The 23877-nt window shown below is 66.3% G+C and carries 18 protein-coding genes; 11 read left to right on the forward strand and 7 right to left on the reverse strand.

The genetic code is table 11. The features are described 5' to 3' along the window. The first annotated feature begins 682 nt into the window (after positions 1-682). Positions 683-1333 (forward strand): SCO family protein, encoded by a 651-nt coding sequence (locus tag ABIA71_RS09970; RefSeq protein WP_354285063.1) that lies wholly within the window; start codon positions 683-685, stop codon positions 1331-1333. Beyond that, a complete protein-coding gene (gene asd / locus ABIA71_RS09975) occupies positions 1330-2172 on the forward strand; it encodes an archaetidylserine decarboxylase (protein ID WP_354285064.1) in 843 nt (280 codons plus the stop codon). The genes ABIA71_RS09970 and asd overlap by 4 nt, the downstream gene beginning before the upstream one ends. Before the next feature lie 154 nt (positions 2173-2326). Here asd and ABIA71_RS09980 read toward each other — a convergent pair whose 3' ends face one another. Beyond that, on the reverse strand, positions 2327-2668 hold the full coding sequence (locus ABIA71_RS09980; protein WP_128098174.1) for a ribonuclease E inhibitor RraB: 342 nt from the start codon (positions 2666-2668) through the stop codon (positions 2327-2329). Positions 2669-2753: 85 nt separating this feature from the next. Next, positions 2754-4358, reverse strand: coding sequence for a transglycosylase SLT domain-containing protein (locus ABIA71_RS09985; protein WP_354285065.1), 1605 nt, complete (start codon positions 4356-4358; stop codon positions 2754-2756). Positions 4359-4492: 134 nt separating this feature from the next. Between ABIA71_RS09985 and ABIA71_RS09990 the strand changes: the two genes are divergently transcribed. Both ABIA71_RS09990 and greB read left to right on the forward strand, forming a co-directional pair. After that, positions 4493-5998, forward strand: coding sequence for a helicase HerA-like domain-containing protein (locus ABIA71_RS09990; protein ID WP_354285066.1), 1506 nt, complete (start codon positions 4493-4495; stop codon positions 5996-5998). 9 nt (positions 5999-6007) lie between these two features. Continuing rightward, positions 6008-6514 (forward strand): transcription elongation factor GreB, encoded by a 507-nt coding sequence (gene greB, locus ABIA71_RS09995; RefSeq protein ID WP_354285067.1) that lies wholly within the window; start codon positions 6008-6010, stop codon positions 6512-6514. 315 nt (positions 6515-6829) lie between these two features. Here greB and ABIA71_RS10000 read toward each other — a convergent pair whose 3' ends face one another. Both ABIA71_RS10000 and rimO read right to left on the reverse strand, forming a co-directional pair. Then, complete coding sequence (locus ABIA71_RS10000; RefSeq protein ID WP_354285068.1) at positions 6830-7678, reverse strand: DUF3025 domain-containing protein; 849 nt, start codon at positions 7676-7678, stop codon at positions 6830-6832. After that, positions 7675-9039 (reverse strand): 30S ribosomal protein S12 methylthiotransferase RimO, encoded by a 1365-nt coding sequence (gene rimO / locus ABIA71_RS10005; RefSeq protein ID WP_354285069.1) that lies wholly within the window; start codon positions 9037-9039, stop codon positions 7675-7677. Before rimO ends, ABIA71_RS10000 begins: the two co-directional genes overlap by 4 nt. A gap of 204 nt (positions 9040-9243) precedes the next feature. On the opposite strand from rimO, the gene ABIA71_RS10010 reads away from it, so the two are divergent. The 3 genes from ABIA71_RS10010 to ABIA71_RS10020 are packed head-to-tail and all read left to right on the forward strand — an operon-like array spanning position 9244 to position 10514. Next, on the forward strand, positions 9244-9915 hold the full coding sequence (locus ABIA71_RS10010; RefSeq protein ID WP_354285070.1) for a dienelactone hydrolase family protein: 672 nt from the start codon (positions 9244-9246) through the stop codon (positions 9913-9915). Beyond that, positions 9912-10334: an HIT domain-containing protein gene (locus tag ABIA71_RS10015; RefSeq protein WP_128098168.1), complete on the forward strand. Its 423-nt coding sequence runs from the start codon at positions 9912-9914 to the stop codon at positions 10332-10334. The genes ABIA71_RS10010 and ABIA71_RS10015 overlap by 4 nt, the downstream gene beginning before the upstream one ends. A 15-nt stretch (positions 10335-10349) precedes the next feature. Beyond that, positions 10350-10514 (forward strand): LiaI-LiaF-like domain-containing protein, encoded by a 165-nt coding sequence (locus tag ABIA71_RS10020; RefSeq protein WP_167390309.1) that lies wholly within the window; start codon positions 10350-10352, stop codon positions 10512-10514. Positions 10515-10798: 284 nt separating this feature from the next. Here ABIA71_RS10020 and dcd read toward each other — a convergent pair whose 3' ends face one another. Both dcd and apbC read right to left on the reverse strand, forming a co-directional pair. Then, positions 10799-11371 carry a dCTP deaminase gene (dcd, locus tag ABIA71_RS10025; RefSeq protein ID WP_038687170.1) on the reverse strand — a complete coding sequence of 191 codons (573 nt, stop codon included), beginning with the start codon at positions 11369-11371 and terminating at the stop codon, positions 10799-10801. Positions 11372-11543: 172 nt separating this feature from the next. Next, the gene (gene apbC / locus ABIA71_RS10030; RefSeq protein WP_354285071.1) at positions 11544-12401 is read right to left on the reverse strand and encodes an iron-sulfur cluster carrier protein ApbC; all 858 of its coding nucleotides are present in this window, start codon (positions 12399-12401) and stop codon (positions 11544-11546) included. 402 nt (positions 12402-12803) lie between these two features. Here apbC and ABIA71_RS10035 point away from each other — a divergent pair, with 402 nt between their 5' ends. The 4 genes from ABIA71_RS10035 to ABIA71_RS10050 all read left to right on the forward strand — a co-directional run bounded on the left by ABIA71_RS10035 (position 12804) and on the right by ABIA71_RS10050 (position 22034). Beyond that, positions 12804-15608, forward strand: a complete 2805-nt coding sequence (locus ABIA71_RS10035) for a TonB-dependent receptor domain-containing protein (protein WP_354285072.1) — start codon at positions 12804-12806, stop codon at positions 15606-15608. A gap of 444 nt (positions 15609-16052) precedes the next feature. Continuing rightward, a complete protein-coding gene (locus ABIA71_RS10040; RefSeq protein ID WP_354285073.1) occupies positions 16053-18953 on the forward strand; it encodes a TonB-dependent receptor domain-containing protein in 2901 nt (966 codons plus the stop codon). A gap of 117 nt (positions 18954-19070) precedes the next feature. Then, on the forward strand, positions 19071-21065 hold the full coding sequence (locus tag ABIA71_RS10045; RefSeq protein WP_354285074.1) for an alpha/beta hydrolase family protein: 1995 nt from the start codon (positions 19071-19073) through the stop codon (positions 21063-21065). A 138-nt stretch (positions 21066-21203) separates the two neighbouring features. After that, positions 21204-22034: an SEL1-like repeat protein gene (locus ABIA71_RS10050; RefSeq protein WP_354285075.1), complete on the forward strand. Its 831-nt coding sequence runs from the start codon at positions 21204-21206 to the stop codon at positions 22032-22034. Between the two features lie 15 nt (positions 22035-22049). Here ABIA71_RS10050 and ABIA71_RS10055 read toward each other — a convergent pair whose 3' ends face one another. Then, positions 22050-23648 carry a phytoene desaturase family protein gene (locus tag ABIA71_RS10055; protein WP_354285076.1) on the reverse strand — a complete coding sequence of 533 codons (1599 nt, stop codon included), beginning with the start codon at positions 23646-23648 and terminating at the stop codon, positions 22050-22052. Positions 23649-23877: the final 229 nt, after the last annotated feature.

Consider the following 23877-nt stretch of genomic DNA (forward strand, 5'->3'; position numbering starts at 1 on the left):
GGGGGGGGGGGGGGGGCGGGCGGGGCGGGGGGGGGGGGGGGGGGGGCGGCGCGGCCCCCCCCCCCCCCCCCCCCCCCCCCCCCCCCGCCCCCCCCCCCCCCCCCCCCCCCCCCCCCCCCCCGCCCCCCGACACACCCTCGGTGCCGCATTGAGAGCAAGGTCAAGAACCAGAGCAGCCTCCTGCGCCCGCACGGGTGGAGGAGTAGTGCCGAGCCTTGCTCGGCACCTCCCTACCCTCACCCATGACCTGCCCCCCTCCCCGCGCACCCATCGCAACCGCCCTGCCAGTGCCATGCACTGGCCCCGCCTCATCTTGCCCTTGCCTTGGCCCTGGCCTTGGTCATTGCCCTTACCCAAGGGGCACCAGCCAACTGTCGAGCGTCGGCGCGGGTGGGGTTGCGGGGCCCTGAGGCGCATGGATGCGCCGACGGAGCTTACAAGGACGTACTTGCAGCGTGCCCCGCAACCCCACCCGTGCCGGCGCCGCCCCCGATCGCGGCACACCAAGGCTCCGGCTCCAAAGCTCCGGCTCCGGCTCTGGCTCTGGCTCCGGCTCCGGCTCCAGATTTCGCCTCTGCTTCAGACTTACCGCTCTTAAAAAGAAACCCCAACCAACCCCAAAAGACCCAACAGCGCCGCCACCACCCCTATCATGGTGGCCCCTTCCGGGAACGGGCTTTCCATGTTCAATCGCAACGTCGGCATCATCCTGCTCATCGCCCTGGCCGCCGGCCTGGGCCTGGTCGCCGCGCAGAAAGTGTTCGCGCCCACGCCGGCCAGCGACCGCCCCGCTACCGAATCGATCACCTTCTACCCCCAGCCCCGGCCCCTGCCTGACTTCAACCTCAGCCAGTCCGACGGCACCCGCCTCATTCCCGGCGAGCTCAAAGGCCACTGGACCCTCGTATTCCTGGGCTTCACCTTCTGCCCCGACGTCTGCCCCACCACCCTGGCCGACCTTGCCCAGGCCCAGAAACAGTGGGAAGCCCAGCCCGAAACCCTCCGCCCCCGCCTGGTCTTCATCTCCGTGGATCCCGAACGTGACACCCCTGCCCGCCTAGGCGAGTACGTGCACGCCTTCCACAAGGACACCCTGGCCGCCACCGCCGACGTCCCCTCGCTCGAACGCTTTGCCACCTCGCTCGGCTTCGTGTTCCATAAAGTGCCCGGCAAAGACTTCGATGAAAATCCCCAGGATTACACCCTCGAACACTCGGCCAGCCTGGCCGTGCTCGACCCAAACGGCAAACTTGCCGGCCTGATCCGCCCCCCTTTCAATGCGCAGGCCATTGCCCGCGACCTGCAGACGCTGACCGAGAAAACCGCACCATGAGCCTGACCACCACGCTGAGCTACGTCCTGCCCCACCGCCTGCTGTCCTCGATGGCGCGGCGCCTGGCGTATTCCAGCAACCCGCGGATCTCGCGCTGGCTGATCGACACCGTGACCGAGAAGTTCGGCGTCAACCTGGCCGAAGCCGCCAATCCCGACCCCCGCAGCTACGCCACCTTCAACCAGTTCTTCACCCGCGCGCTCAAGCCCGGCGCCCGCGTGGCCGCGCCCGACCCGCGCACCCTGGTGATGCCCGCCGATGGCCGCATCAGCCAGCTTGGCGCCATCGAGGACGGCCGCATCTTCCAGGCCAAGGGCCAGTCGTTCACCGCCGCCGAACTGCTGGGCGACGCCAAGGATGCGGAGGTCTTCCATCACGGCCTGTTCGCCACCGTGTACCTGTCGCCCAAGGACTACCACCGCGTGCACATGCCGTGGACCGGCACCCTGCGCGAAACCGTGCACGTGCCCGGCCGTCTGTTCAGCGTGGGCCCGGCCGCGGTCAACAACGTACCCGGCCTGTTTGCCCGCAACGAGCGCCTGGTCTGCCATTTCGATACCGACTTCGGCCCGATGGTGTCGGTGATGGTGGGCGCGCTGCTGGTGTCCGGCGTGGAAACCGTGTGGGGCGGTGAAGAGATCCCGGCCTACGGCGACACGATTACCCGCAAGGACTATCGCGGCAAGGGGATCACGCTGGAGCGCTTCGCGGAGATGGCACGCTTCAACTACGGCTCCACCGTGATCATCCTGCTGCCGCCGGGCGTGGCCGAGTTCGCCCCGCACCTGGATGCCGAGCATGCCGTGCAGTTGGGGCAGGCGCTGGCTACCCTGAAGTGACGGTGGTGCCGGCCGCTGGTCGGTATCTCGGGTATTTCAGGTATCCCGGGGAGCCGGCCAGCGGCCGGCACTACCTGGGTCGAGGGCGTGATCGGCGCCCACAAAAAAACGCCCCGGGAAACCGGGGCGTTTTTTTGTGCGCGATCCGCTGCGGTCAGATCTCGACCGGACCGACGTCCATGCCGTCGTAGTCTTCCACGCCATTGGCTTCGGCCAGCGCCTGAAGCTCCTGGTTGCGGGCGTCCAGCGAGGCTTCGCTGTGCACCTCGGCGCGCTCCACGTGCAGCACGTGGTACGGCGCCTCGCCCTCTTCCAGGTCCGGCTCGAAGATCTCGACCAGGCTGTAGCCCATGCCGACCAGCTTCTCGCCCAGGCCGCTCAACGGCTCGGGGGTGGTGTTGACGAAGAAATAGCCCCACAGCATCGGGCCATTGAGGTCCCAATCGGTGTTTTCGCGGATGTTGGCGAACATCTCGTTGATTGCGGTGATATCCATCGTCTTGTCCTGTATGCGTGACCCGGTGGCCGAAAGGGAGTGGCCGCGGGCGTGATGCCGGCAGCCTACTCCATTGGGCGTGTGCTTACTTGCCGCAACCCTGCAGCTTGAGCACCTGCCCCTGCCTGAGCGCATAGGCCGGGGCCTTGAGGCCGTTGGCGCGGGCCAGTTCACGCACGTCGCACTGGAACTTGTCGGCGATCGCCCCCAGGGTCTGGCCCTTGCCCACTTTGTGGCTGCGGACCGGCTTGGCCTTGGGCTTTGCCGCCGGGGTGGCCACCGGGGCGACCGGGGTAGCGGCCACTGCGCTGGCCTGCACCTGTGCCACCGGCACCACGCTGCCCACGGCCACGTTACCGGTGTAGCTGGCCGCGGCGGGGCGCACGATCGCCGCGTTGAGATCGGCGGTGATCAGGGTGCGTGCCAGGTCCGCGCGCGGGCCGCTCACGCAGTAGCGGTTGTACAGCCCGGCGATGCGGGTGGTGGCGTTGATCGTGGTACCGGCCGGAATCCAGCCGTCGGCCTCATAGCGCGGGTTGAGGTTGCGCAGCGCGCGCATGTAACCGTCGCGGGTGCCGGCACTGCCCAGACAGATGGTCAACTCGTAGATGGTGGTGGACTTGGCCAGCCGGATCGTCGCCGGCTGCGCGCTGATCTTCGGGAACTCCACGCCGTACTGCTGCGGGTGCAGGAAGATCCAGGCCGCGGCGATCACCATCGGCACGTAGTCCTTGGTCTCACCGGGGAACTGGTTGTACACGCTGTCCACCCAGAAGCCCTGGCCGCCGCTCTGCTTGAACACGCGCACGGCGCGGCCTTCGCCGCCGTTGTAGCCGGCCAGCGACAGCTCGACGCTGCCATTGAGTTCACGCATGCGCTCGTTGAGATAGGTGGCGCTGGCCTCGGCCGCGCTGCGCGCATCGAAGCGGGTATCGAAGCCGGTGCCATCCGGACCCAGCCCGAAGCGGCGGCCGGTAGCCGGCATGAACTGCATCAGGCCCGCGGCACCGGCGCGCGAGGAGGCGTGCACGCGGCCATTGGATTCCTTGGCCATGATCCCGAACAGCAGCGCCTCGGGCAGGCCGCGCTTCTCCCACTCGGGCCACATCACCTGGCGCAGGTTCTGGTAGTTCTCGTAGGTGGTCATCAGGGCCGGGCGCATGTCGGTGAGCCAGCGGCGGATGCCGGCCTGCACCGCCGGGTTGTACTCGACCATGTTGTCGAAGGCGTGGCGCTTGTCGTTGAGCAGCGCCGCCGCACGCGCCGCTTCGGGCACGTCGGCCGACAGCGGGCCGATGTGGTCCGGGTCGGCTTCCAGCAGGCCGCCGTCGCTGGCCAGTTCGTCGCCCTCGCCATCGCGGGTGTCGGCGTTGTCCTTTAGCAGGCGTTTGTAGGCCGGCAGCATGTTGCTGACCTGGCAGCCCTTCTGGGCGACACAGGCGCTGATCACATCCTCCATGTCCTCCAGCGCGGCGTCGCCTTCGTTCTTGCCCTTGGGATCGGCATTGGCCACCAGCACCAGCGCGGCACGGTAGCGCTTCTCGGCGGCCGCCATGCGCTGGTCCAGCGCATCGATCTTCACCCGGTCACGGGCCGAAACCCGCTGTGCATGGGCCTCCGGCACGAACGAGAGCATTGCAGCGAGCGCCAACAGCGGCCAACCACGGACAAGCAAGACAGGAACGGGCATTTTTGGCACTGTGTGCGAAAGATGGGGCAGAGTAGCCGCGCCGCTTGCATCGGGGCAACCCGGTTGGCCCGGCAAGCTGCGCCGACGTTTAGAATCCCGCCCATTCACACAGCACCAGCACAAGCGAGTTGACCATGGATCCGATCCTGCTCGGCAAAGGCATCACCGACGATATCGCCGTGACCCTGCAACCCCGCCTGGGCAATCGCCATGGTCTGGTGGCCGGGGCCACGGGCACCGGCAAGACCGTCACCCTGATGACCCTGGCAGAAGGCTTTTCACGGATCGGCGTGCCGGTGTTCCTGGCCGATGTGAAGGGCGACGTATCCGGCCTGGCCGTGGCCGGTGCGGGTACCGAGGCCTTGCTGCAACGGGCGCGGGAGATCGGCGTGGCCGACTACGCCCCCGCCGCCAGCCCGACGATCTTCTGGGATCTGTACGGCAAGCTGGGGCACCCGGTGCGCACCACCGTGAGCGAGATGGGCCCCACCCTGCTGGCCCGCATCCTGGAGCTCAACGACACCCAGTCCGGCGTGCTCGACATCGTGTTCAAGCTGGCCGACGACCGCGGCCTGCTGCTGCTGGACCTGGATGACCTGCGCGCCCTGCTCGGCCTGGTGGCCGACGAACGCAAGGACATCTCCACCGAATATGGCCTGGTCAGCGCGCAGACGGTGGCGGCGATCCAGCGCTCGCTGCTGCGCCTGTCGCAGGACGGCGGCGAAGCCTTCTTCGGCGAGCCGGCGCTGGAACTGGCCGACATCATGCGGGTCAACCATGACGGCCGTGGCGTGATCGGCATTCTGGCCGCCGACCAGCTGGTCCTCAAGCCCAAACTGTATTCGACGTTCCTGCTGTGGCTGCTGTCGGAACTGTTTGAAACCCTGCCCGAAGTGGGTGACCTGGACAAACCCAAGCTGGTCTTCATTTTCGACGAGGCGCATCTGCTGTTCGACGATGCGCCCGCGGCGCTGGTGCAGCGCATCGAGCAGGTGGTGCGGCTGATCCGCTCCAAGGGCGTGGGCGTGTACTTCTGCTCGCAGTTCCCCGACGACGTGCCGGCCAACATCCTGGGGCAGCTCGGCAACCGCGTGCAGCATGCGCTGCGCGCCTTCACCCCGCGCGACCAGAAGGCGGTGAAGACTGCTGCCGAAACGTTCGTGCCCAATCCCAAGCTGGACGTGGCGGCCGTGCTGGCCAAGCTCGGCACCGGCGAGGCGTTGGTGTCCACGCTGCAGGACAAGGGCATTCCCTCGCCCGTGCAGCAGACCCAGATCGCCCCGCCGCGTTGCCGGATGGGCGCCATCACCGAGGCCGAACGCGCCCAGGTGCGCGCCGGCAGCCCGGTGGGCAGCCGCTACGACACCGCGATCAACCGCGAGTCGGCCGCCGAACTGCTGGCCCAGCGCGCGCAGAAGGTGGTCGCGCAGGCCGATACCCCCAAGGCCCGCACGCGCGAGCAGGACGAACAGCAGGAAGGCGGCTTCGGCCAGTCGATCAAGGACGCCATCTTCGGCACCAAGCGCCGCCAGGGCATGATCGAAACCATGGCCAAGCAGACCACCCGGACCGTGGGCAGCAAGCTGGGCAACCAGATCGTGCGCGGCATCCTGGGCGGGCTGTTTGGCGGCAAGCGCTGAGCGATACCGATGTCGCGTTGGCGTCCCCCGGCGGAAAAGAGTACGGCCCTGATCACCGCACAGGGCCACCAGCGGTTGAAGGCCGAATTGGACGATCTGTGGCGCGTGCGCCGGCCGGAGGTGGTCAAGGCCCTGGCCGCGGCAGCCGCCGAGGGCGATCGTTCGGAAAACGCCGAATACACCTACCGCAAGAAGCAGCTGGGCGAGATCGACCGGCGCGTGCGCTACCTGACCAAGCGGCTGGAATCGCTGCGCGTGGTCGACACCACCCCGACCGATCCGCAGGCGGTGTTCTTTGGCGCCTGGGTGGAACTGGAGAACGTGGACAGTGGCGATACCAGCCGCTACCGCATCGTGGGCCCCGACGAGACCGACGCCGCCACTGGCTGGATCAGCATCGATTCGCCGCTGGCCCGCGCGCTGCTGAAAAAGCGCGTGGACGACGAGTTCGAAGTGGAACTGCCCAGTGGTCGCACGGGGTTTGCGATCCTGGCGGTGGAGTACGGCGTGGGTTGAGGCGGTTGCGCCGTTCAATGCATGGCGTTACCGGGTGTTGCACCGCTATCGGCGGTTGTTTGGGAACCAACCCTACCTTGCGTGCTGGCCTTGTGCTTGGGGCGGTCGGGGAACGCGGGGTGCGCGTGCGGACCAGACATCAGGGAATACCGGCGCTGGCAGGGTCGCATCCCGATCGACTGCCATGGAGAACGCCGCGTCCGGTGTCGGCATGAACGCCGGCGACGTAGGCGGTTGCGCCGTTCAATGCATGGCGTTATCGGGTGTTGCGGCGCTATCGGCGGTTGGTTGGGACCCGCCCGCACCGGGCGCACCTCACCGGTGTTGCGGGTCGTACGCTGCCTGCGGCGCGGGATAGCACCTGCCCGCGCGCAGCGGCCGGAAGTAGTCGGCCTGGCGATAAAACGCCGCGTCCTGCTGCGGATGCCAGCCGGGAATGCCCATCAGCGGCAACGGCCGCAACTCCAGCGGGTCGCTGAGGCCGCGCCCGCTCTGGATCATCTGCGCGGCCTGCGCCACGGCGCGCGCATCCTCGTCGGCGCACACCACCACGCACTTTCCCACCAGCAGACGCCCTGGCAACAACGCCTGTTCCATCAAGGCGTGGCCGATCACCGCCGCCACGGCGATCTCGCCGCTGCACCACCGCCCTGCCCCGTCCATGAACAGCGCCGTCCAGTCATGCCGATCCCAGGCCTGCACCACCGCCGGATCGCGCACCCGCACGATCACGCCGGTTTCGTCGAACTGGGTCAGCGCGGCCTGCGCACGGTTGCGCTGCTGCGGACCGTGGCAGCCGATATGCAGGCATTGGCGCGCGTTGAGCGCGTTCTTGATGGCCGGATGGCGCGCCCACACCAGCGCGTTGAACAGGTCGTGCCAGTTCGCCGCGCGGGTGGCAATGCGGCCCTGGGCAATCCGCTGCTCGTAGTGCAGGCCGTCGGCCAGCAGCGCCTCGTCCTGCTCGACCAGGTGCCGGGCCGACAACGCCAGGCGGGCATCCAGCGCCGCGACGGTCGGCCAGTCGGCCGCCGTCATCAGATCGGCGTAGCGGGAGTATCCGGCAAACAGCGGCTGGGCGAAGACGTCCGCCGCCACTACGCCACGCGGCGGCGCGATGAAACGGCGGCGCGTGCCACCGGCATCGGCCGCCGTTGTCGTCACAGCACCTGCAGGTCGAACGGCTTGCGCGCAGCGTCCACGATCAACGCATCGCCATACAGGTCGTGCTCGTCGCTTTCGGTGATCTCCACGTCGACGAACTGGCCCACGCGCAGACGGGCTTCCTCGGCATTCTGGATGTGCACCAGGCCATCGATCTCCGGCGCATCGGCCTTCGAACGGGCTACGGCGATGCCGTCTTCAATCGCGTCGACCAGGCACTGCTGCACGGTGCCGATCTTGGCTTCCAGACGGGCCGCGGAAATCTCCGCCTGGCGTGCCATGAAGCGTGCAAGGCGCTCCTGCTTCACTTCCTCCGGCACGGCATCGGGCAGGTCGTTGGCCGTGGCACCGGTCACCGGCGAGTAGGCGAATGCGCCCACCCGGTCCAGCTGCGCCTCGTCCAGGAAGCCCAGCAGTTCTACGAACTCGGCGTCGGTCTCGCCGGGGAACCCGACAATGAAGGTCGAACGCACGGTGATGTCCGGGCACAGCTGGCGCCAGCGCTGCACGCGCTCGAGGGTCTTGTCGACCGCACCCGGGCGCTTCATCAGCTTCAGGATGCGCGGGCTGGCGTGCTGGAAGGGGATGTCCAGGTACGGCAGGATCCGGTTTTCGGCCATCAACGGCACGATCTCGTCCACGTGCGGGTACGGGTAGACGTAATGCATGCGGGTCCAGGCATCCAGTTCGGACAGGCCTTCGCACAGCGCCTTGAGCCGGGTCTGGTAGGCCTTGTCGCGCCACATCCGCTCGGCGTACTTGACGTCCACGCCATAGGCCGACGTGTCCTGGGACACCACCAGCAGTTCCTTCACCCCACCGCGCACCAGCCGCTCGGCTTCGCGCAGCACCTCATCGACCGGGCGCGAGACCAGCTTGCCGCGCATCGAGGGAATGATGCAGAAGCTGCACTTGTGGTTGCAGCCTTCGGAAATCTTCAGGTACGCGTAATGGCGCGGGGTCAGCTTGATGCCGTAGTCGGGCACCAGGTCCACGAACGGATCATGCTTGGGCGGCAGCGCGGCGTGCACGGCCTCCATCACGCTCATGTAGTCCTGCGGGCCGGACACCGCCAGCACGTTCGGGTATGCCTCGCGGATCTGCTCGGGGCGCTTGCCCAGGCAGCCGGTGACGATCACCTTGCCGTTGGCGTTCATCGCCTCGCCGATCGCATCCAGCGACTCGGTCACGGCCGAATCGATGAAGCCACAGGTGTTGACCACCACGACGTCGGCCGCATCGTAGGAGGGCACGATGTCGTAGCCCTCCGAGCGCAGCTGGGTGAGGATGCGTTCGGAATCGACGAGCGCCTTCGGGCAGCCAAGGCTGACGAAGCCGACTTTGGGGTTCAGCTGGGACATGGAATCGCGGGACTCTGGGGGCCTGGGCCCATGCCGGAATGGCGTGGGGACCTGGGGCCGGAAACGGCGGCAAGTATACCGGCGTTGGGGGCCGGGCCCTGAATCCCGTCGGGGCGATCCCGCCAGACCCGGCACGGTCGCTGACACCGCCCTAACCGGCGCGCGGCCGATAATGAACGCCTGAACCAACAGGAGTCACGCATCATGGGTGAGTGGGTCACGCTCGATACGCACCACGGTCCGGTCCGGGCCTGGCAGGCCACGCCGGCGGGCAAACCCCGTGGCGGGCTGGTGGTCATCCAGGAGATCTTCGGGGTCAACGCGCACGTGCGCGAGGTGGCCGAAGGCTTTGCGGCGCAGGGCTATGCGGTACTGGCGCCGTCGTTCTTCGACCTCATCGACGGGGTCGAGGCCGACCCGGATGCCCTGCCCTATGACCCGGACGGGGTGAAGCAGGGGCTGGAACGGGTGAACGCGCTGGGCGTGGAGAAGGCGCTGGAGATCGTCCGTGCGGCGGCTTCGCGGCTGGCCCCGGCCGGCAAAGTGGGCACCGTGGGCTACTGCTGGGGCGGCAGCATCGCGCTGTTGTCGGCGCTGCGGCTGGGCCTGCCCTCGGTGAGCTACTACGGCGCGCGCAACGTGCAGTTCCTGGACGAAGCGCCCAAGGCACCGGTGATGTTCCACTTCGGGGCCAAGGACAAGAGCATCCCGCCCGAGGCGATCGCCGCCCACCGCGAGAAGCTGCCGCAGATGGCCACCTTCGTGTACCCGGCCGACCACGCCTTCAACCGCAGCGTCGGACATGCGTATGATCCAGACAGCGCCACCCTGGCGCTGGAACGCACCCTGGACTTCTTTGCGGAGCATCTTGGATGAGCGAGTTCGAACTGGATCCACGCCTGGCCACCGACAGCGTACTGGTAGCAGAAGGGCCGTTGTCGCAAGTGCGATTGATGAACGACGAGCGTTACCCCTGGTTGATCCTGGTGCCCCGGCTGGCCGGCATCACCGAATGGATCGACCTGGACGGCGATCAGCAGGACAAACTGCGCACCGAATTGAACCGTGCCTGCAAGGCGCTGAAGGGCACCGACGGGGTGGAAAAGATCAACATCGGCGCGCTGGGCAACATCGTGCGCCAGTTGCATTTCCACGTGATCGGCCGCCACGTCGGCGATCCGGCGTGGCCGGGCCCGGTGTGGGGCCAGGGCCAGGCACACCGTTTCGATCCGGAGGTGCTGGCCGAACGTGTCGCGCACTGGAAGGAACGGCTAGGATATTCGCCCCAGCCCTAGCGGACCCTGCCCCTGATGCGTTCCAACCTCGTCGCTGCCATCGTCCTGATCCTCGTCGGCCTGTTCCTGCTGGCCAGCAACCTGGGCTGGACCAACATGAACATGGGGAAGCTGATCCTCACCTGGTGGCCGGTGGTGCTGGTGGCGGTGGGCATCGGGCTGCTGTTCGGCCGCAAGTAGAGCGGACCGTTGGTCCGCTGCTTTTTGGGTCCGCTGCTTTTGGGTCCGCTGCTTCGGGTCACCACGCCGCACACCGGACCAAGCCACAAAAAAAAAGCGCGGAGTGATCCGCGCTTTTTTTGTGGGTGACGGTCCTCGTTACGGATCACGCAACCGCAGCCGACCAACGGTCGGCTCTACCCGTCGGGGAGCAGGCGCGCAGCAGCCCGCGCGTTCGGCAACCGGGCGCACCGCAGGGCGGGCGTTGGAGACCCGGCGCGCGGCAGTGCGTCCGCAGGGCGTGATCAGGTCCGCGGCAGGGTGACGCCGGTCTGGCCCTGGTACTTGCCACCGCGGTCCTTGTAGGACGTCTCGCAGATATCGTCCTTGTCGGCCTGGAAGAACAGCATCTGGGCGACGCCTTCGTTGGCATAGATGCGCGCCGGCAGCGGCGTGGTGTTGCTGAATTCCAGGGTCACGTGGCCTTCCCACTCCGGCTCCAGCGGGGTCACGTTGACGATGATGCCGCAGCGCGCGTAGGTGCTCTTGCCCAGGCACACCACCAGCGTGTCACGCGGGATGCGGAAGTACTCCACGGTGCGCGCCAGCGCGAAGCTGTTGGGCGGGATGATGCACTCGTCGCCCACGATGTCCACGAAGCTGCCCGGGTCGAAGTGCTTGGGATCGACGATGGTGGAGTTGATGTTGGTGAACACCTTGAACTCGCGCGAGCAGCGCACGTCGTAGCCGTAGCTGGAGGTACCGTAGCTGACGATGCGCTGGCCGTTGGCCTGCTTGACCTGGCCAGCTTCGAACGGCTCGATCATCGCCTGCTGTTCGGCCATCTGACGGATCCAGCGGTCACTCTTGATGCTCATGGGGGGTCCTGGGTGCGGAAAGGAACAACGGCACCGCCAACGGGCGCCCGGGCCACGATTCTAAACAGCCGCCCGGGTTGCGACCAGCCGCGATGCAGGGGGCGCAGACGACAAGGCCCGGCAATGCCGGGCCTTGTGCGGTTCAGACGTACCAGGCCTGGGGCCCGGGCGGTCAGATCAGGGAGGACAGAATCGGGATGCTGGCGCGCGGGCGCTTGCCCACTTCCTCGATCAGGCGCTCGGCCGCGCGCAGGTACGCCTGGGCGGCTGCCGAGTCCGGCAATGCGGCGGTGATCGGAGTGCCGGCATCGCCCTGCTCGCGGATGCCGATTTCCAGCGGCAGCGACCCCAGCAGCGGCACGCCGTACTGCGCGGCCATGCGCTCGCCCCCCCCGTCGCCGAACAGATGCTCGCGGTGGCCGCAGTTGCTGCAGGTGTGCACGGCCATGTTCTCCAGGATGCCCAGTACCGGCACTTCCACCTTCTCGAACATCTTCAGTGCCTTCCTTGCGTCCAGCGTGGCGATGTCCTGCGGCGTGGTGACAATCACCGCGCCGGCCAGCGGAATCTTCTGGGTCAGGGTCAACTGGATGTCGCCGGTGCCCGGCGGCAGGTCGATCAGCAGGTAGTCCAGGTCGTCCCAGAGGGTGTCATTGAAGAACTGGGTCATCGCCGAGGTGGCCATCGGGCCGCGCCAGATCATCGGCGTCTCGTCCTCGATCAGGTAGCCGATCGACATGGTTTCCACGCCGAAGGCGCGCATCGGTTCGATCGACTTGTTGTCCGGGCTTTCCGGGCGGCCACTGAGGCCGAGCATGGCCGGCACGCTCGGGCCGTAGATATCGGCGTCAAGCAGGCCGACGCGCGCGCCCAGCTTGGCCAGGGCCACGGCCAGGTTCACCGCCGTGGTGGACTTGCCCACGCCGCCCTTGCCCGAGCCCACGGCAATCACGTTGCGGATGCGCGGATGCGGGCTGAGCCCTTTCTGCACCTGGCTGGCGTGGGGACGACGCGACTGACTGCTGCTCACTGCATGGCTCCGGGAAGACCGCGATGGGAACCGGCAACTATACAACCCCGGCCGGGCCGCGCCCCGCTGCGATGGGCGGACGTGGACGCCGTGGTGCGTTTCCCAGCCCGCATCCCGCCATGCAGGTGCGACCGCCGCCATTGATGGAAACTTGTCCAAGTATCCCGGTTGTTAACTTCGCTATATATTCATCATTTATTCATAGTTATTCTGAAACCACTCTTTGATAATCCGTAACTGCATGTTTTTTCGTATGTTTTTTACGAATAAACGAATATTGTTTCCAAGACATATATTTCAAGTTAAGCCTGTGCTACGGTCGAAAAACGCTGAAACCCAGCTGAACGATCCGGGTATTGCCAGGAAAGGGAATACCGCGCCATTACCAGTACGGAGATCCACATGTTCCGCAAAGGCCTCAAGTACCCGCGTCACCCGCTCACCGCCGCCGTCCTGTCCGGCCTGCTGTTCGCCAGCGCAGGCGCGCTCGCCCAGGATGCAGCGACCACCGACCTGAGCCGCGTCACCGTCACCGGCTCGCTGATCCCGCAGACCGAGATCGAAAACCAGACCCCGGTACTGACGGTCACCGCCGAGGACATCCAGACCCGCGGCTTCTCCAGCGTGGCCGAAGTGCTGCAGCAGAACTCGCTCACCACCGGCGGCCTGCAGGGTGGCCAGAGCTCGGCATCGTTCACCCAGGGCGCCGAGGCGTCGGGCATGTTCGGACTCAACCCGGGCTACACCAAGTACCTGATCAATGGACGGCCGATGCTGTCCTACCCTGCCCTCTACAACGGCAGCGATACCTTCAACAACCTCAGCGGCATTCCGATCGACATCGTCGAGCGCATCGAGATCCTGCCCGGCGGGCAGTCCTCGCTGTATGGCTCGGACGCGATCGCCGGCGTGGTCAACATCATCCTCAAGGACCGCATGGATGGCGGCGTGCTCAACGTGCGCGGCGGCGCCTATACCGAGGGCGGTGGCAACAGCTTCCGGCTCAGCGGTGCGCATGGCTTCAATGCGCTCGACGACCGCTTCCACGCGCTGGTCAACGTGCAGTATGAAAAGAGCAGCCCGATCTGGGGCTACCAGCGCGACCTGACCAAGGTGAACAATCCGGTCGGCTATTCGGCGCAGGTCCCCACCAACGACTTCCTGGTGTACCTGCCGGACCAGCAGAACGCCTTCGTGATGATGGACCCCACCCGGTGCGCAGGCGTTGCGGGGCAATTCGGTGGCACCACCGTGCTGGGCACGCGCGCCACCGGCGAATCCTGCGGTTCGGCCTACAGCCCCGGCTACAAGACCCTCAAGAACGGCAAGGAAAGCAGTCAGTTCTACACCTCGATGAGCTTCGATGTGAACGACAATTTCCAGCTGTTCGGCGATGCGCTCTACAGCCTGGAAGAAGTCGACTACACCTCCGGCTCGGGTTATGCGTTCTGGGGCAGCGATGTGGGCTTTGGCCAGTTCTACGACCAGACCAGCCAGCAGTACATGAACCTGCAGCGCGCCTTCGCACCGGAAGACATCAGCGGTGCCGGCTACCGCGACATCCTCAGCACCGACCGCAACAAGTCCTACCAGGTCACCCTGGGCGGCCGCGGCAGCGCCGGCAACTGGGATTACAGCGCCAGCTTCAGCCGCGGCGAATACCGCCTGACCGAGCGCAGCTTCGCGCGCTGGGCCGACGAGATCGACAGCTACTTCGAAGACCGTGTGCTTGGCCCGGTGCTGGGCACCACCGATGACGGCTACAACATCTACAACCCCAACTGGGGTGCGTTCTACTCGCGCCTGCCCGCCGGCGACTTCCAGACCTTCACCGGCTTCACCTACAACGAAAGCAAGACCTGGCAGAACCTGGGCCGCGTGCAGATCACCAACGGCTCGCTGTTCACCCTGCCCGGCGGCGATGCCGGCTTTGCGGTGGTCGCCGAGGGCGGCAGCGAAGGCTGGTCCTACCGTCCCGACCAGCGCCTGCTCGATGGCGAGGTGTGGGGCACCACCGCCGTCTCCGGCGCCGGTCACCGCAGCAATTACGCGCTGACCACCGAACTGCGCATGCCTTTGCTGGAGTCGCTCACCGTGACCGGCTCCGGGCGCTACGACGCCTTCAAGATCGCCAACAACACGGTGGACAAGGCGACCTACAGCATCGGCGTGGAATTCCGCCCGATCCAGAGCCTGCTGTTCCGCGGCAAGTACGGCACCGCGTTCCGCGCGCCCAGCCTGTCTGATGCCTTCCAGGGCCGCAGCGGTTATTACGCCAATGCCTCCACCGACTACTACCGGTGTGGCCAGCTCGGCTATGACCCGGCCGATACCCTCGGCTGCGCCTACGACAACGAATCGGTGTTCGGCGAGCAGTCCGGCAACCCGGACCTGGAACCGATCACCGCCGATGTCTGGAATGCGGGCGTGGTGTGGGCACCGATGAACAACCTGTCGGTGTCGGTGGACTACTACAACTGGAAGATCAAGAACGAGGTCAACGTCCTGTCCTCGGACCAGCTGCTGCTGGCCGAGTACTACTGCCGCAATGGCCTGACCAACAACACCTCGGCCAGCTGCCAGAACGTCGACGACTGGATCACCCGCGACGCGGCCGGCAACCTGGAACAGATCTACACGCCCAAGTTGAACGTCGCCGCGCAGAACCTGCAGGCGGTCACGGCGAGCTTCAAGTACGTGCAGGAGATCGGCCGCTTCGGTGCCCTGCAGTTCGGCGCCAACTACACCAACATGCTCAAGCGCGAACTGCAGCCGCAGCCGGGCGATGCATTCCTGGACCTGTTGGGCGACCCGTATGCAATGTGGAACTACGACCAGTTCGCCAAGGTGCGCACCGACGGTTCGGTGGGTTGGGCCAAGGACAAGTGGACCACCACGCTGTACTTCAACTACATCGGCAAGACCCCCAACCGCATGGCGTACCTGGGCAACGGCTACGACTATGTGCATTCGTCCGGCTACAAGGCCGGCAAGTGGGGGTCCTACACGACCTACAACCTGAGCGTGAACTACCAGGCGCTGGAGGACCTGACGCTGTCGGTGATGGTCAACAACGTGTTCAACAAGATGCCCGACGGCCAGGCCCACAGCTACGCCGGCAACGTAGGCGCGCCCTACAACAGCGGCATCTACAACCCCTATGGTCGTGCGGTGTACGTGCAGGCCAAGTACGACTTCGGCCGGTAAGCGCCGACGTCAGCGCTGCAAAGGGCCCCGCTTCGGCGGGGCCTTTTTTTTGTCTTGGCAATCGCTCATTCCCATTTGTCATTAGCCACGAAAATGAACCGTGCATGTACGCCCTGCCGTGTCGCCCGGACAGCACGGGACAGTCCCGAAATCCCGCCCGGGTCGTTTCAACAGCAACTAATTTTCGTTTAATCAATAACTTGGACAAATTGCCCGTCAGCGTTGGCTTGAGCCCGGCTATGTGCCGATCCTGCCTTTATGACGGGGTGATGAACAGTTGACAGTGCAAGTTAAGCTCGTGTTAACTTCTGGTCATCGGCTTGTGAAGCTGATTACAGGGGGCAGCGGTCGGGGCCCGTCGGGAGCACAAAGGTGTCGGAGCCGGCCAAGAAGGCCTACATCCCGCCACCTGGCGCACAGAACTGATTTAAAGGGGAACTATTCATGGCAAATCGCACGCTGCTCAGCCGCAACCCGCTGAGCTTTGCGCTGGCATCGGCGCTGGTCGTTTCGGCCATCGCACCGGCCTTCGCACAGGAAGCCGGCAACGAGGTCGGTGGCAAGAACGCCACCAACCTGGACCGTGTTTCGGTGGTGGGCTCGCGCATCAAGCGCTCGGAAGTCGAAGGCCCGGCGCCGGTGACCGTGATTACCCGCGGCGACATCGACCGTGAAGGCTTCCAGACCGTCGGCGACATGCTGCAGACGCTGACCCAGAACACCACCGCCTCGTTCACCGGCGATCTGGCCGTGTCCGGCTTCACCCCCAACGCCCAGGTGGTCAACCTGCGCAACCTGGGTCCCGGCTACACGCTGACCCTGGTCAACGGCCGCCGCCCGGCCCAGTACCCGCAGCCGTACAACCGCGACAACAACGTCGCCAACATCAACTCCATTCCCAGCAGCATCGTCGAGCGCGTTGAAGTGCTGACCGGTGGTGCTTCGGCCATTTACGGTTCCGACGCCGTCGCCGGCGTGGTCAACATCGTGTTGCGCGAGCACTTTGACGGCAACCTGGTGCGCCTGACCACCGGCACCACCGCCGAAGGCGGCGGTGACACGGTGAATCTGGAGCTGACCGGTGGCCGTACCGGCGACCGCTGGAGCGCGGTGTGGGCACTGCAGTACAGCGACCGCGAACCGGTCTTCGCCAGCCAGCGCAAGTGGCTCTCGGACGTCCGCGAAGGGCCGCTGGGCAGCACCGCTACCCCGGGCCTGTCGCTGATCGCGATCCGCGGCCTGGCCTCGGCCAACGGCCCGGTCAACCACAATGCCTACTACCCCGGCCAAGCCAACTGCGATGCACTGGGCTTCACCACCGTAACCACCAATGCCCGCGGTACCTACTGCGGCTCGTATGACAGCAGCGCCTCGCGCTCGATCTCCAACAAGCGCCAGTTCTACTCCGCCTACGGTTACGGCACCTTCGATTTCACCGACACCACCCAGGGCTGGGCCAGCGCGAACTACTACACCACCAATGGCAAGGCCAGTTCCGGCACGGAGTTCTGGGCCACCAACGGTGACAAGTTCAACATCCTGTCCAATGGCAGCACCAGCGCCTTCTACTACGATGCCGGCCTGCGCGACATCGTGCAGTTGCAGCGTGTGTTCACCGCCGATGAGCTGGGCGGCAACGAAGCGGCCAGCACCACCTACGACGAATACACCTACGACTTCGCCGCGGGCGTGCGTGGCACCATCGCCGATCGTTTCGACTGGGAAGCCAGCGGCGGTTACGGCTATTACAACTACAAGATGGATCGCCCGCGCCTGCTGGCAAAGTCGGTGCATGACTACTTCCTGGGCCCGCAGCTGGGCTGGAGCAACGCGGCCGGCACCGGTACCGGCGTCTATCCGATCCATGCACTGAACCTGCAGCGCTGGGGCTCGCCGATTACCCCGGAAATCTACCAGTCGTTCGCCACCCGCGTGATCAACCGCTCGGAAACCAGCGTCGCCAACGCCACCTTCAACATCAGCGGCGACCTGTTCGAACTGCCGGCCGGTGCCGTCGGCTTCGCCAGCGTGCTGGAGTGGAACCGTCAGAAGATGGACATGGTGAGCGATCCGCGCACCGACCAGCTGCGTCCGATCGATGGCCAGACCATCTACAACCTGACCAGCTCCGGCGAAACCCACGGTACCCGCGACCGTTACGCCGTTGGCGCCGAGTTCCGCGTGCCGATCTTCAGCAGCCTGAGCGCGAACGCGGCGGCCCGCTACGACAAGTACGACGATATCTCGTCGGTCGATGCGGCCAGCACCTACAACCTGGGCCTGGAATGGCGCCCGTTCAGCAACCTGATGTTGCGTGGCAGCTACGCCACCAGCTTCCGCGCGCCGGACATGCAGCTGATCTACGCCGGCGGTGCCGCGTCCTACACCACCGAGCTGGATGAGTACGCCTGCCGTTCCGGTACCGGTGCAGGTGCTGCCCAGGGTCCGCGTACGCGCACCCAGTGCAACGCTCCGACCAGCGATCCGACCAAGTACTCGGTGCAGACCCAGGTTGCCGGCAACCCGAACCTGACCGAAGAAAAGGGCAAGTCGTGGGGTGGTGGTTTCGTGTGGGACATCACCGACGGCATGTCGCTGACGGTGGACTACTACCGCATCCAGCTGGAAGACGCCGCCGCACAGCTCAGCAATGACTACCTGCTGCGCGCCGAAGCGGCCTGCCGTCTGGGCAGCGCCAGCGACGGTCGTGCCGTGCCGAGCCCGTCGGTGTGCGCCAACGTGCAGAGCCTGATCACCCGTGTCAACCTGCCCGGCTCGCCGGATGACGGTCGCATCCAGCTCATCAACAACGCCTACATCAATACCGCGCTGCAGGACACCAGCGGTATCGATGCCAGCTACAAGTACGCGCTGGATACCGACCGTTGGGGCCGTTTCAACGTCGACCTGGGCTACTCGCTGACGCTGACCAACAAGTACAAGCAGACTGCCGACGACGAGCTGATCGACTACCGCGATCTGCCGCCGGAGTTCTTCTACTCCGAACGCAGCCGCGCCCGCGGCAGCCTGACCTGGACCAAGGGTGACTGGGCATCGACCGTCTTTGGTACCCGTTACGGTTCGGCCTTCAGCCAGGCCGAAGCGGACGGTGTCAACGCTGCGGGTGCGTTCTACCCGCGTCGCCTGGCGCCGTACTTCCTGTGGAACCTGAGCGTCGGCAAGAAGTTCGGCGAGAACGTGCTGGCAACCTTCCAGGTGGTCAACGTGTTCGACAACCAGTACCGCAAGGACAACAGCCGCACCACCTACCCGTTCTTCGACCCGTACATCGGTGCCGATCCGCTGGGCCGCCGCTTCTACGTGAGCCTGCAGTACAAGTTCTGATCACCTCCGGGTGATGTAAGGATGCGTGGGAAAGCCCGGTCCTTGACCGGGCTTTCCTTTTTTGACTGCCGCTGCCGGCGACGCAGCGGCCCTGGACAGGAACAGGAACACATGCAGATGAAGTCGATGCTGTACGCCCCCCTGGCGCTGGCAATGGCCTGTGCCGCAGCGCTTCCGGCGGCACAGGCGGCCACCCCGGCCAACACGCCTTACTCGATTGAAGATTTCGCCAAGCACGCCAGCTTCAGTTCGGCCAAGATCTCGCCCAATGGCGACTACCTGGCCATCAGCGTGGACCTCGGCGACCAGGATGTACTGACCATCCTGCGCACCAGCGACCTCAAGGTGCTGAAGATCAACCAGCTGCCGGACAAGAAAAGCGTCGGCAGCTTCTACTGGATCTCGCCCCAGCGGCTGATGTTCAACGCGGTGAAAAAGCAGGGTGGCTATGCCCAGCCCTTCCCCACCGGGGAGTGGTTCGCGGTGAACGCCGACGGCAGCCTGGCCCGCCCGGTGATTTTCTACGGCACCCGCGATGCCACCCAGCGCGGCAAGAGCGTCGGCAACGAGTCCTACTCGCTGCTGGACACCCTGCGCGGCGATGACCAGAACGTGATCATGCAGGTGCGCTATCCGCGCTCGTCCGAAGGCGCTGGCACCCAGGTGGTGAGCCTGGACACCGTCAGTGGCCGGCGCACGCCGCTGGCCCGCGCGCCCAAGGAAAACTGCGACATCGCGCTGGATGCCGCCAAGGAACCGCGGTTCGCGGTGTGCAGCTCCAGCCGCGATGAAAGCGGTGAGTACGACGAGCGCAGCGAGCTGTATCGCCGCGACGGCACCAACTGGACGCTGATCAATGCCTCCAAGTCCGACGGCAAGCACCTGCGTGTATTGCGCACCACGGCCGACGGCACCGTTTACGCCGAGCAGGACGACGGCAAGCTGCCGGCGGCACTGGGGACGCTGGATACCGCCAGCGGCCAGTTCAACAGCCTGTTCCAGGACCCGGTCACCGATGTCTCGCAGATGATGTGGAGCACCGATGACAAGCGCCTGCTGGGCGTGATCAACCAGTCCGGCGCCCCGAAGGTCACGTTGATCGACGAAGACCACGCCGATGCGAAGCTGTACCAGTCGCTGGCTGCGGCGTTCCCCGACCAGATGGTGCAGTTCTCCAGCTATACCGAGGACGGCCAGAAGATCCTGGTATCGGTCTACAGCGACACCAATCCCGGCGAGCTGTACCTGTTTGATCGCGGCACCGGCCAGGCCCGTTTCCTGCTGCAGGGGCGTGACTGGCTCGACCCCAAGCGCATGGCCAGCGTTACCCCGTTCACGCTCAAGGCCCGCGACGGCCGCCAGCTGTACGGCTACCTGACCGTGCCCAAGGGGTCGGAAGGCAAGCCGCTGCCGATGATCGTCAACCCGCATGGCGGCCCGATCGGTCCGCGCGACAACTGGGGCTTCAACCCGGAAGCGCAGCTGCTGGCCAGCCGCGGCTATGCGGTGTTGCAGGTCAACTTCCGCGGGTCGGGTGGCTTCGGCAAGGCATTTGAAGACGCCGGGCACCGGCAGTGGGCCGACGGCATCCAGAACGACATTCTGGACGCGACCCATTGGGCCATCGCCCAAGGCGTGGCCGACAAGGACCGTCTGTGCATCTACGGGGGCAGCTTCGGCGGCTACTCGGCGCTGATGGCACCGATCCGTGAACCGGGCCTGTTCAAGTGCGCGTTCGGCTATGTGGGCGTGTATGACGTGGACATGCTGTTCACCAAGGGCGACATCCCGCAGCGCGAGTCCGGCCAGCGCTACCTGCGCCGCACCCATGGCGTGGATCCGGCCGAACGTGCCAAGGCGTCGCCGGCCAGGCGCGCTGCCGAAGTCCGCATTCCCGTGTTCCTGGCCGCCGGCGCGCGCGATGCCCGTGCGGTGCCGGAACAAACCGAACTGATGGCCAAGGCGTTGACCGAGGCCGGCAACGCACCGGAGGAAGTGATCATCCAGTCCGGGGAAATGCACGGCTTCTACGGAGTCCCCGCACGCGTGAACCTGTACACGAAAATGCTGGCCTTCTTCGACCGCCACATCGGTACCGGTAGCAAACGCTGACCGCAACACGGGCGCGTGGCCGTGAGGTCACGCGCCCTGTCTTTTGGCATAGTGACGTACGCCGCATGCGCCCGGCCCGATCGCGGCCGGACCATGCCCCGGTCGGCATCCGCCCCGGGATGATCAAGGAATGATGCTATGAATACGCCGCGTTATCTGCTTTACCCCCTCTTCGCAGCGCTGCTGCTGCCGGCCGTTGCCACCGCCGCCCCACCGGCGGCCAAGGCCACCTCCCGCACCGCATTGCCCAGTGATCCGGCCGACGATCCGCTGATGATCAGCGCCGGGTTCCTCAACGGCCACCCGGACCTGCGCTTCCGCATGCTGGGCATGGAAAAAATGCGGGGCAACAACCCGACCGCCGCGTTCGCGTTCTTCCAGCGCGCCGGGTTCTATTCGGACAAGGTGTCCCAGGCAATGGTGGCCGAGATGCTGTGGAACGGAACCGGCACGCCGGTCAACCGCGCGTTGGCCTACGCCTGGATGGACCTTGCCGCAGAGCGTGGCTACAAGGGCTTTGTCGAGCTGCGCGAACGCTACTGGGCCGGCTTGAGCGCTGCCGAGCAGACCCAGGCCATCGCCGAGGGTGAGGCGATCTATGCCCGCTTCGGTGACGAGGCGGCGGCGCCGCGATTGAACCAGGCGATGCGCCGCGAGCAGCACCGCCTGACCGGCAGCCGCACGGGCTTTGCCGGCAACGTGAAGATCCTGGTGCCGGGTCCGAACGGCGTGGTCGAGCAGATCGACGGGACCAAGTTCTATGACCAGCGCTACTGGGACCCGGACAAGTACCGCCAGTACCAGGACAGCATCTGGATGACGCCGCGGGTGGGCCGGGTCGATGTGGGGACGGTGAGCACGGTCCCGGTCAGCGGCGACCGCAGTTCGCGCATCCCCGAGGTCAAACCGCAAATGGATGCCAGCGAGCCGCAGACCGAAGAGGTGCAGCCGGATCTCGACGGAAAGTAGCGGCCCCGCTGCTGCTCAGCCGCGCAGGATCACCTGCGCGGCGTTGTGCCCCGGCGCACCGGTGACACCGCCGCCGGGATGCGTGCCGGACCCACACAGATACAACCCCGGCAACGCGCCGCGGTAATCGGCCTGGCCCAGCATCGGGCGTGCACTGAACAGCTGGTTGAGGCTCAGCGCGCCGTGGAAGATGTCGCCGCCGATCAAGCCGAAGGTCCGCTCCAGGTCCAGCGGGCTCAGAACCTGCCGGCCCAGCACCGAGGCGGCAAACCCCGGCGCATGCTGTTCCACCGTGGCGATCATCAGGTCGGCCACTTCATCGCGATGATCGTCCCAGCTGCGCCCGTGCGGCAGCTGCGGTGCCACGTGCTGGCAGAACAGGCTGGCCACGTGCTGCCCGGGCGGTGCCAGCGAATCATCCAGCGTGCTGGGAATGAGCATCTCCACGATCGGTTCGCGCGACCAGCCATGCTGGCGCGCATCGCTGTAGGCGCGGTCCATGTAATCCAGCGACGGAGCGATGATGATGCCGGCGGTGAGGTGGTCGCCCGCGCCGGGCAGGCAGCGGAAGTCGGGCAGCCGCGACAGCGCCACGTTCATGCGGAACGTGCCCGAGCCGCAGCGCCAGTTGGCCATGCGCTCGCGCGTGGGCGCAGGCACCTCGTCGGCGGCCAATAGCTGTTCGTAGAGCAGCTTCGGATTGACGTTGGCCACCACTGCGCGGGCGTCGATGCGCTCGCCATCCAGCGTCTCCACGCCCACCGCCCTGCCCGCCTCGACCCGCACGCGGCGCACGCCGGCATCGGTGCGGATCTGCGCGCCGGCCTGCACGGCCGCGCGCGCCATCGCCTGGGTGATCGCGCCCATGCCGCCGATGGCATGGCCCCAGGCGCCCTTGACGCCGTTGCTCTGGCCGAACGCATGGTGCAGCAGCACGTAGGCAGTGCCCGGCGCATACGGGCTGGCGTAGTTGCCCACCACGCCGTCGAATCCGAACAGCGCCTTGATCGGCGCACTCTCGAACCAGCGGTCCAGGTACTCGGCTGCGGAGATGGTGAACAGGTCCAGCAGTTCCTGGCGCAGCCCGGGCGACAGCGCGTGCAGCCGCCGCCCCAGCTGGCCCGCGCGCCACAGTTCCGGCAGGGCCTGCAGCCAATGTCTGCTGCCCACATTGGGGGGCGCCTGCAACGCCACGGCACGCAGCACGTCGGCGAACACCTCCAGCCGGTGTTCGTACGCCGGCAACTGCTGCGCATCGCGCACGGAGAACCGGCGCAGCTCGGCCTGGGTAAGACCGGCGCCGGCCAGCAGGTAACCGCCGTCGGGCAACGGCAGGAAGTTGTTGATGCGGCGTGGCACCACGGTCAGCCCGTGCGCGGGCAGGTCCAGGTCGGCGATCACCTTGGGCTGCAGCAGGGATACCGTGTAGGACGCCACCGAATTGCGGAACCCCGGATGGAATTCCTCGGTGACCGCCGCGCCCCCGACCACCCCGCGCCGCTCCAGCACCAGCACGCGCTTGCCAGCGCGCGCCAGGTACGCCGCGCACACCAGGCCGTTGTGCCCGGCACCGATGATGACCGCGTCCCACGCCTGCGCAGAAGGGTTTGCCATGGTCGTTATATACACCGCCACGGCAGGGCGTGTCGCCCGATGGGCCCCGGCTTTGCCGCTGCGGTCGTCCGGGCGTGCCGAAGGCGGTGACCGGCCCCACGCAGGCGCGGCTTGCCATCGGCCATGACCTTCGACACCCTTGCAGGCCGGGCCAGCGGCGTATCGTCTGGCCCACGGCCCCGCAGGGGCCAGCCCACGCATGACCCATCGGCCTGGAGGCCATTCACAG

The organism is Stenotrophomonas sp. 2619, assembly GCF_040548725.1.
Lineage (GTDB): Bacteria > Pseudomonadota > Gammaproteobacteria > Xanthomonadales > Xanthomonadaceae > Stenotrophomonas > Stenotrophomonas maltophilia_AP.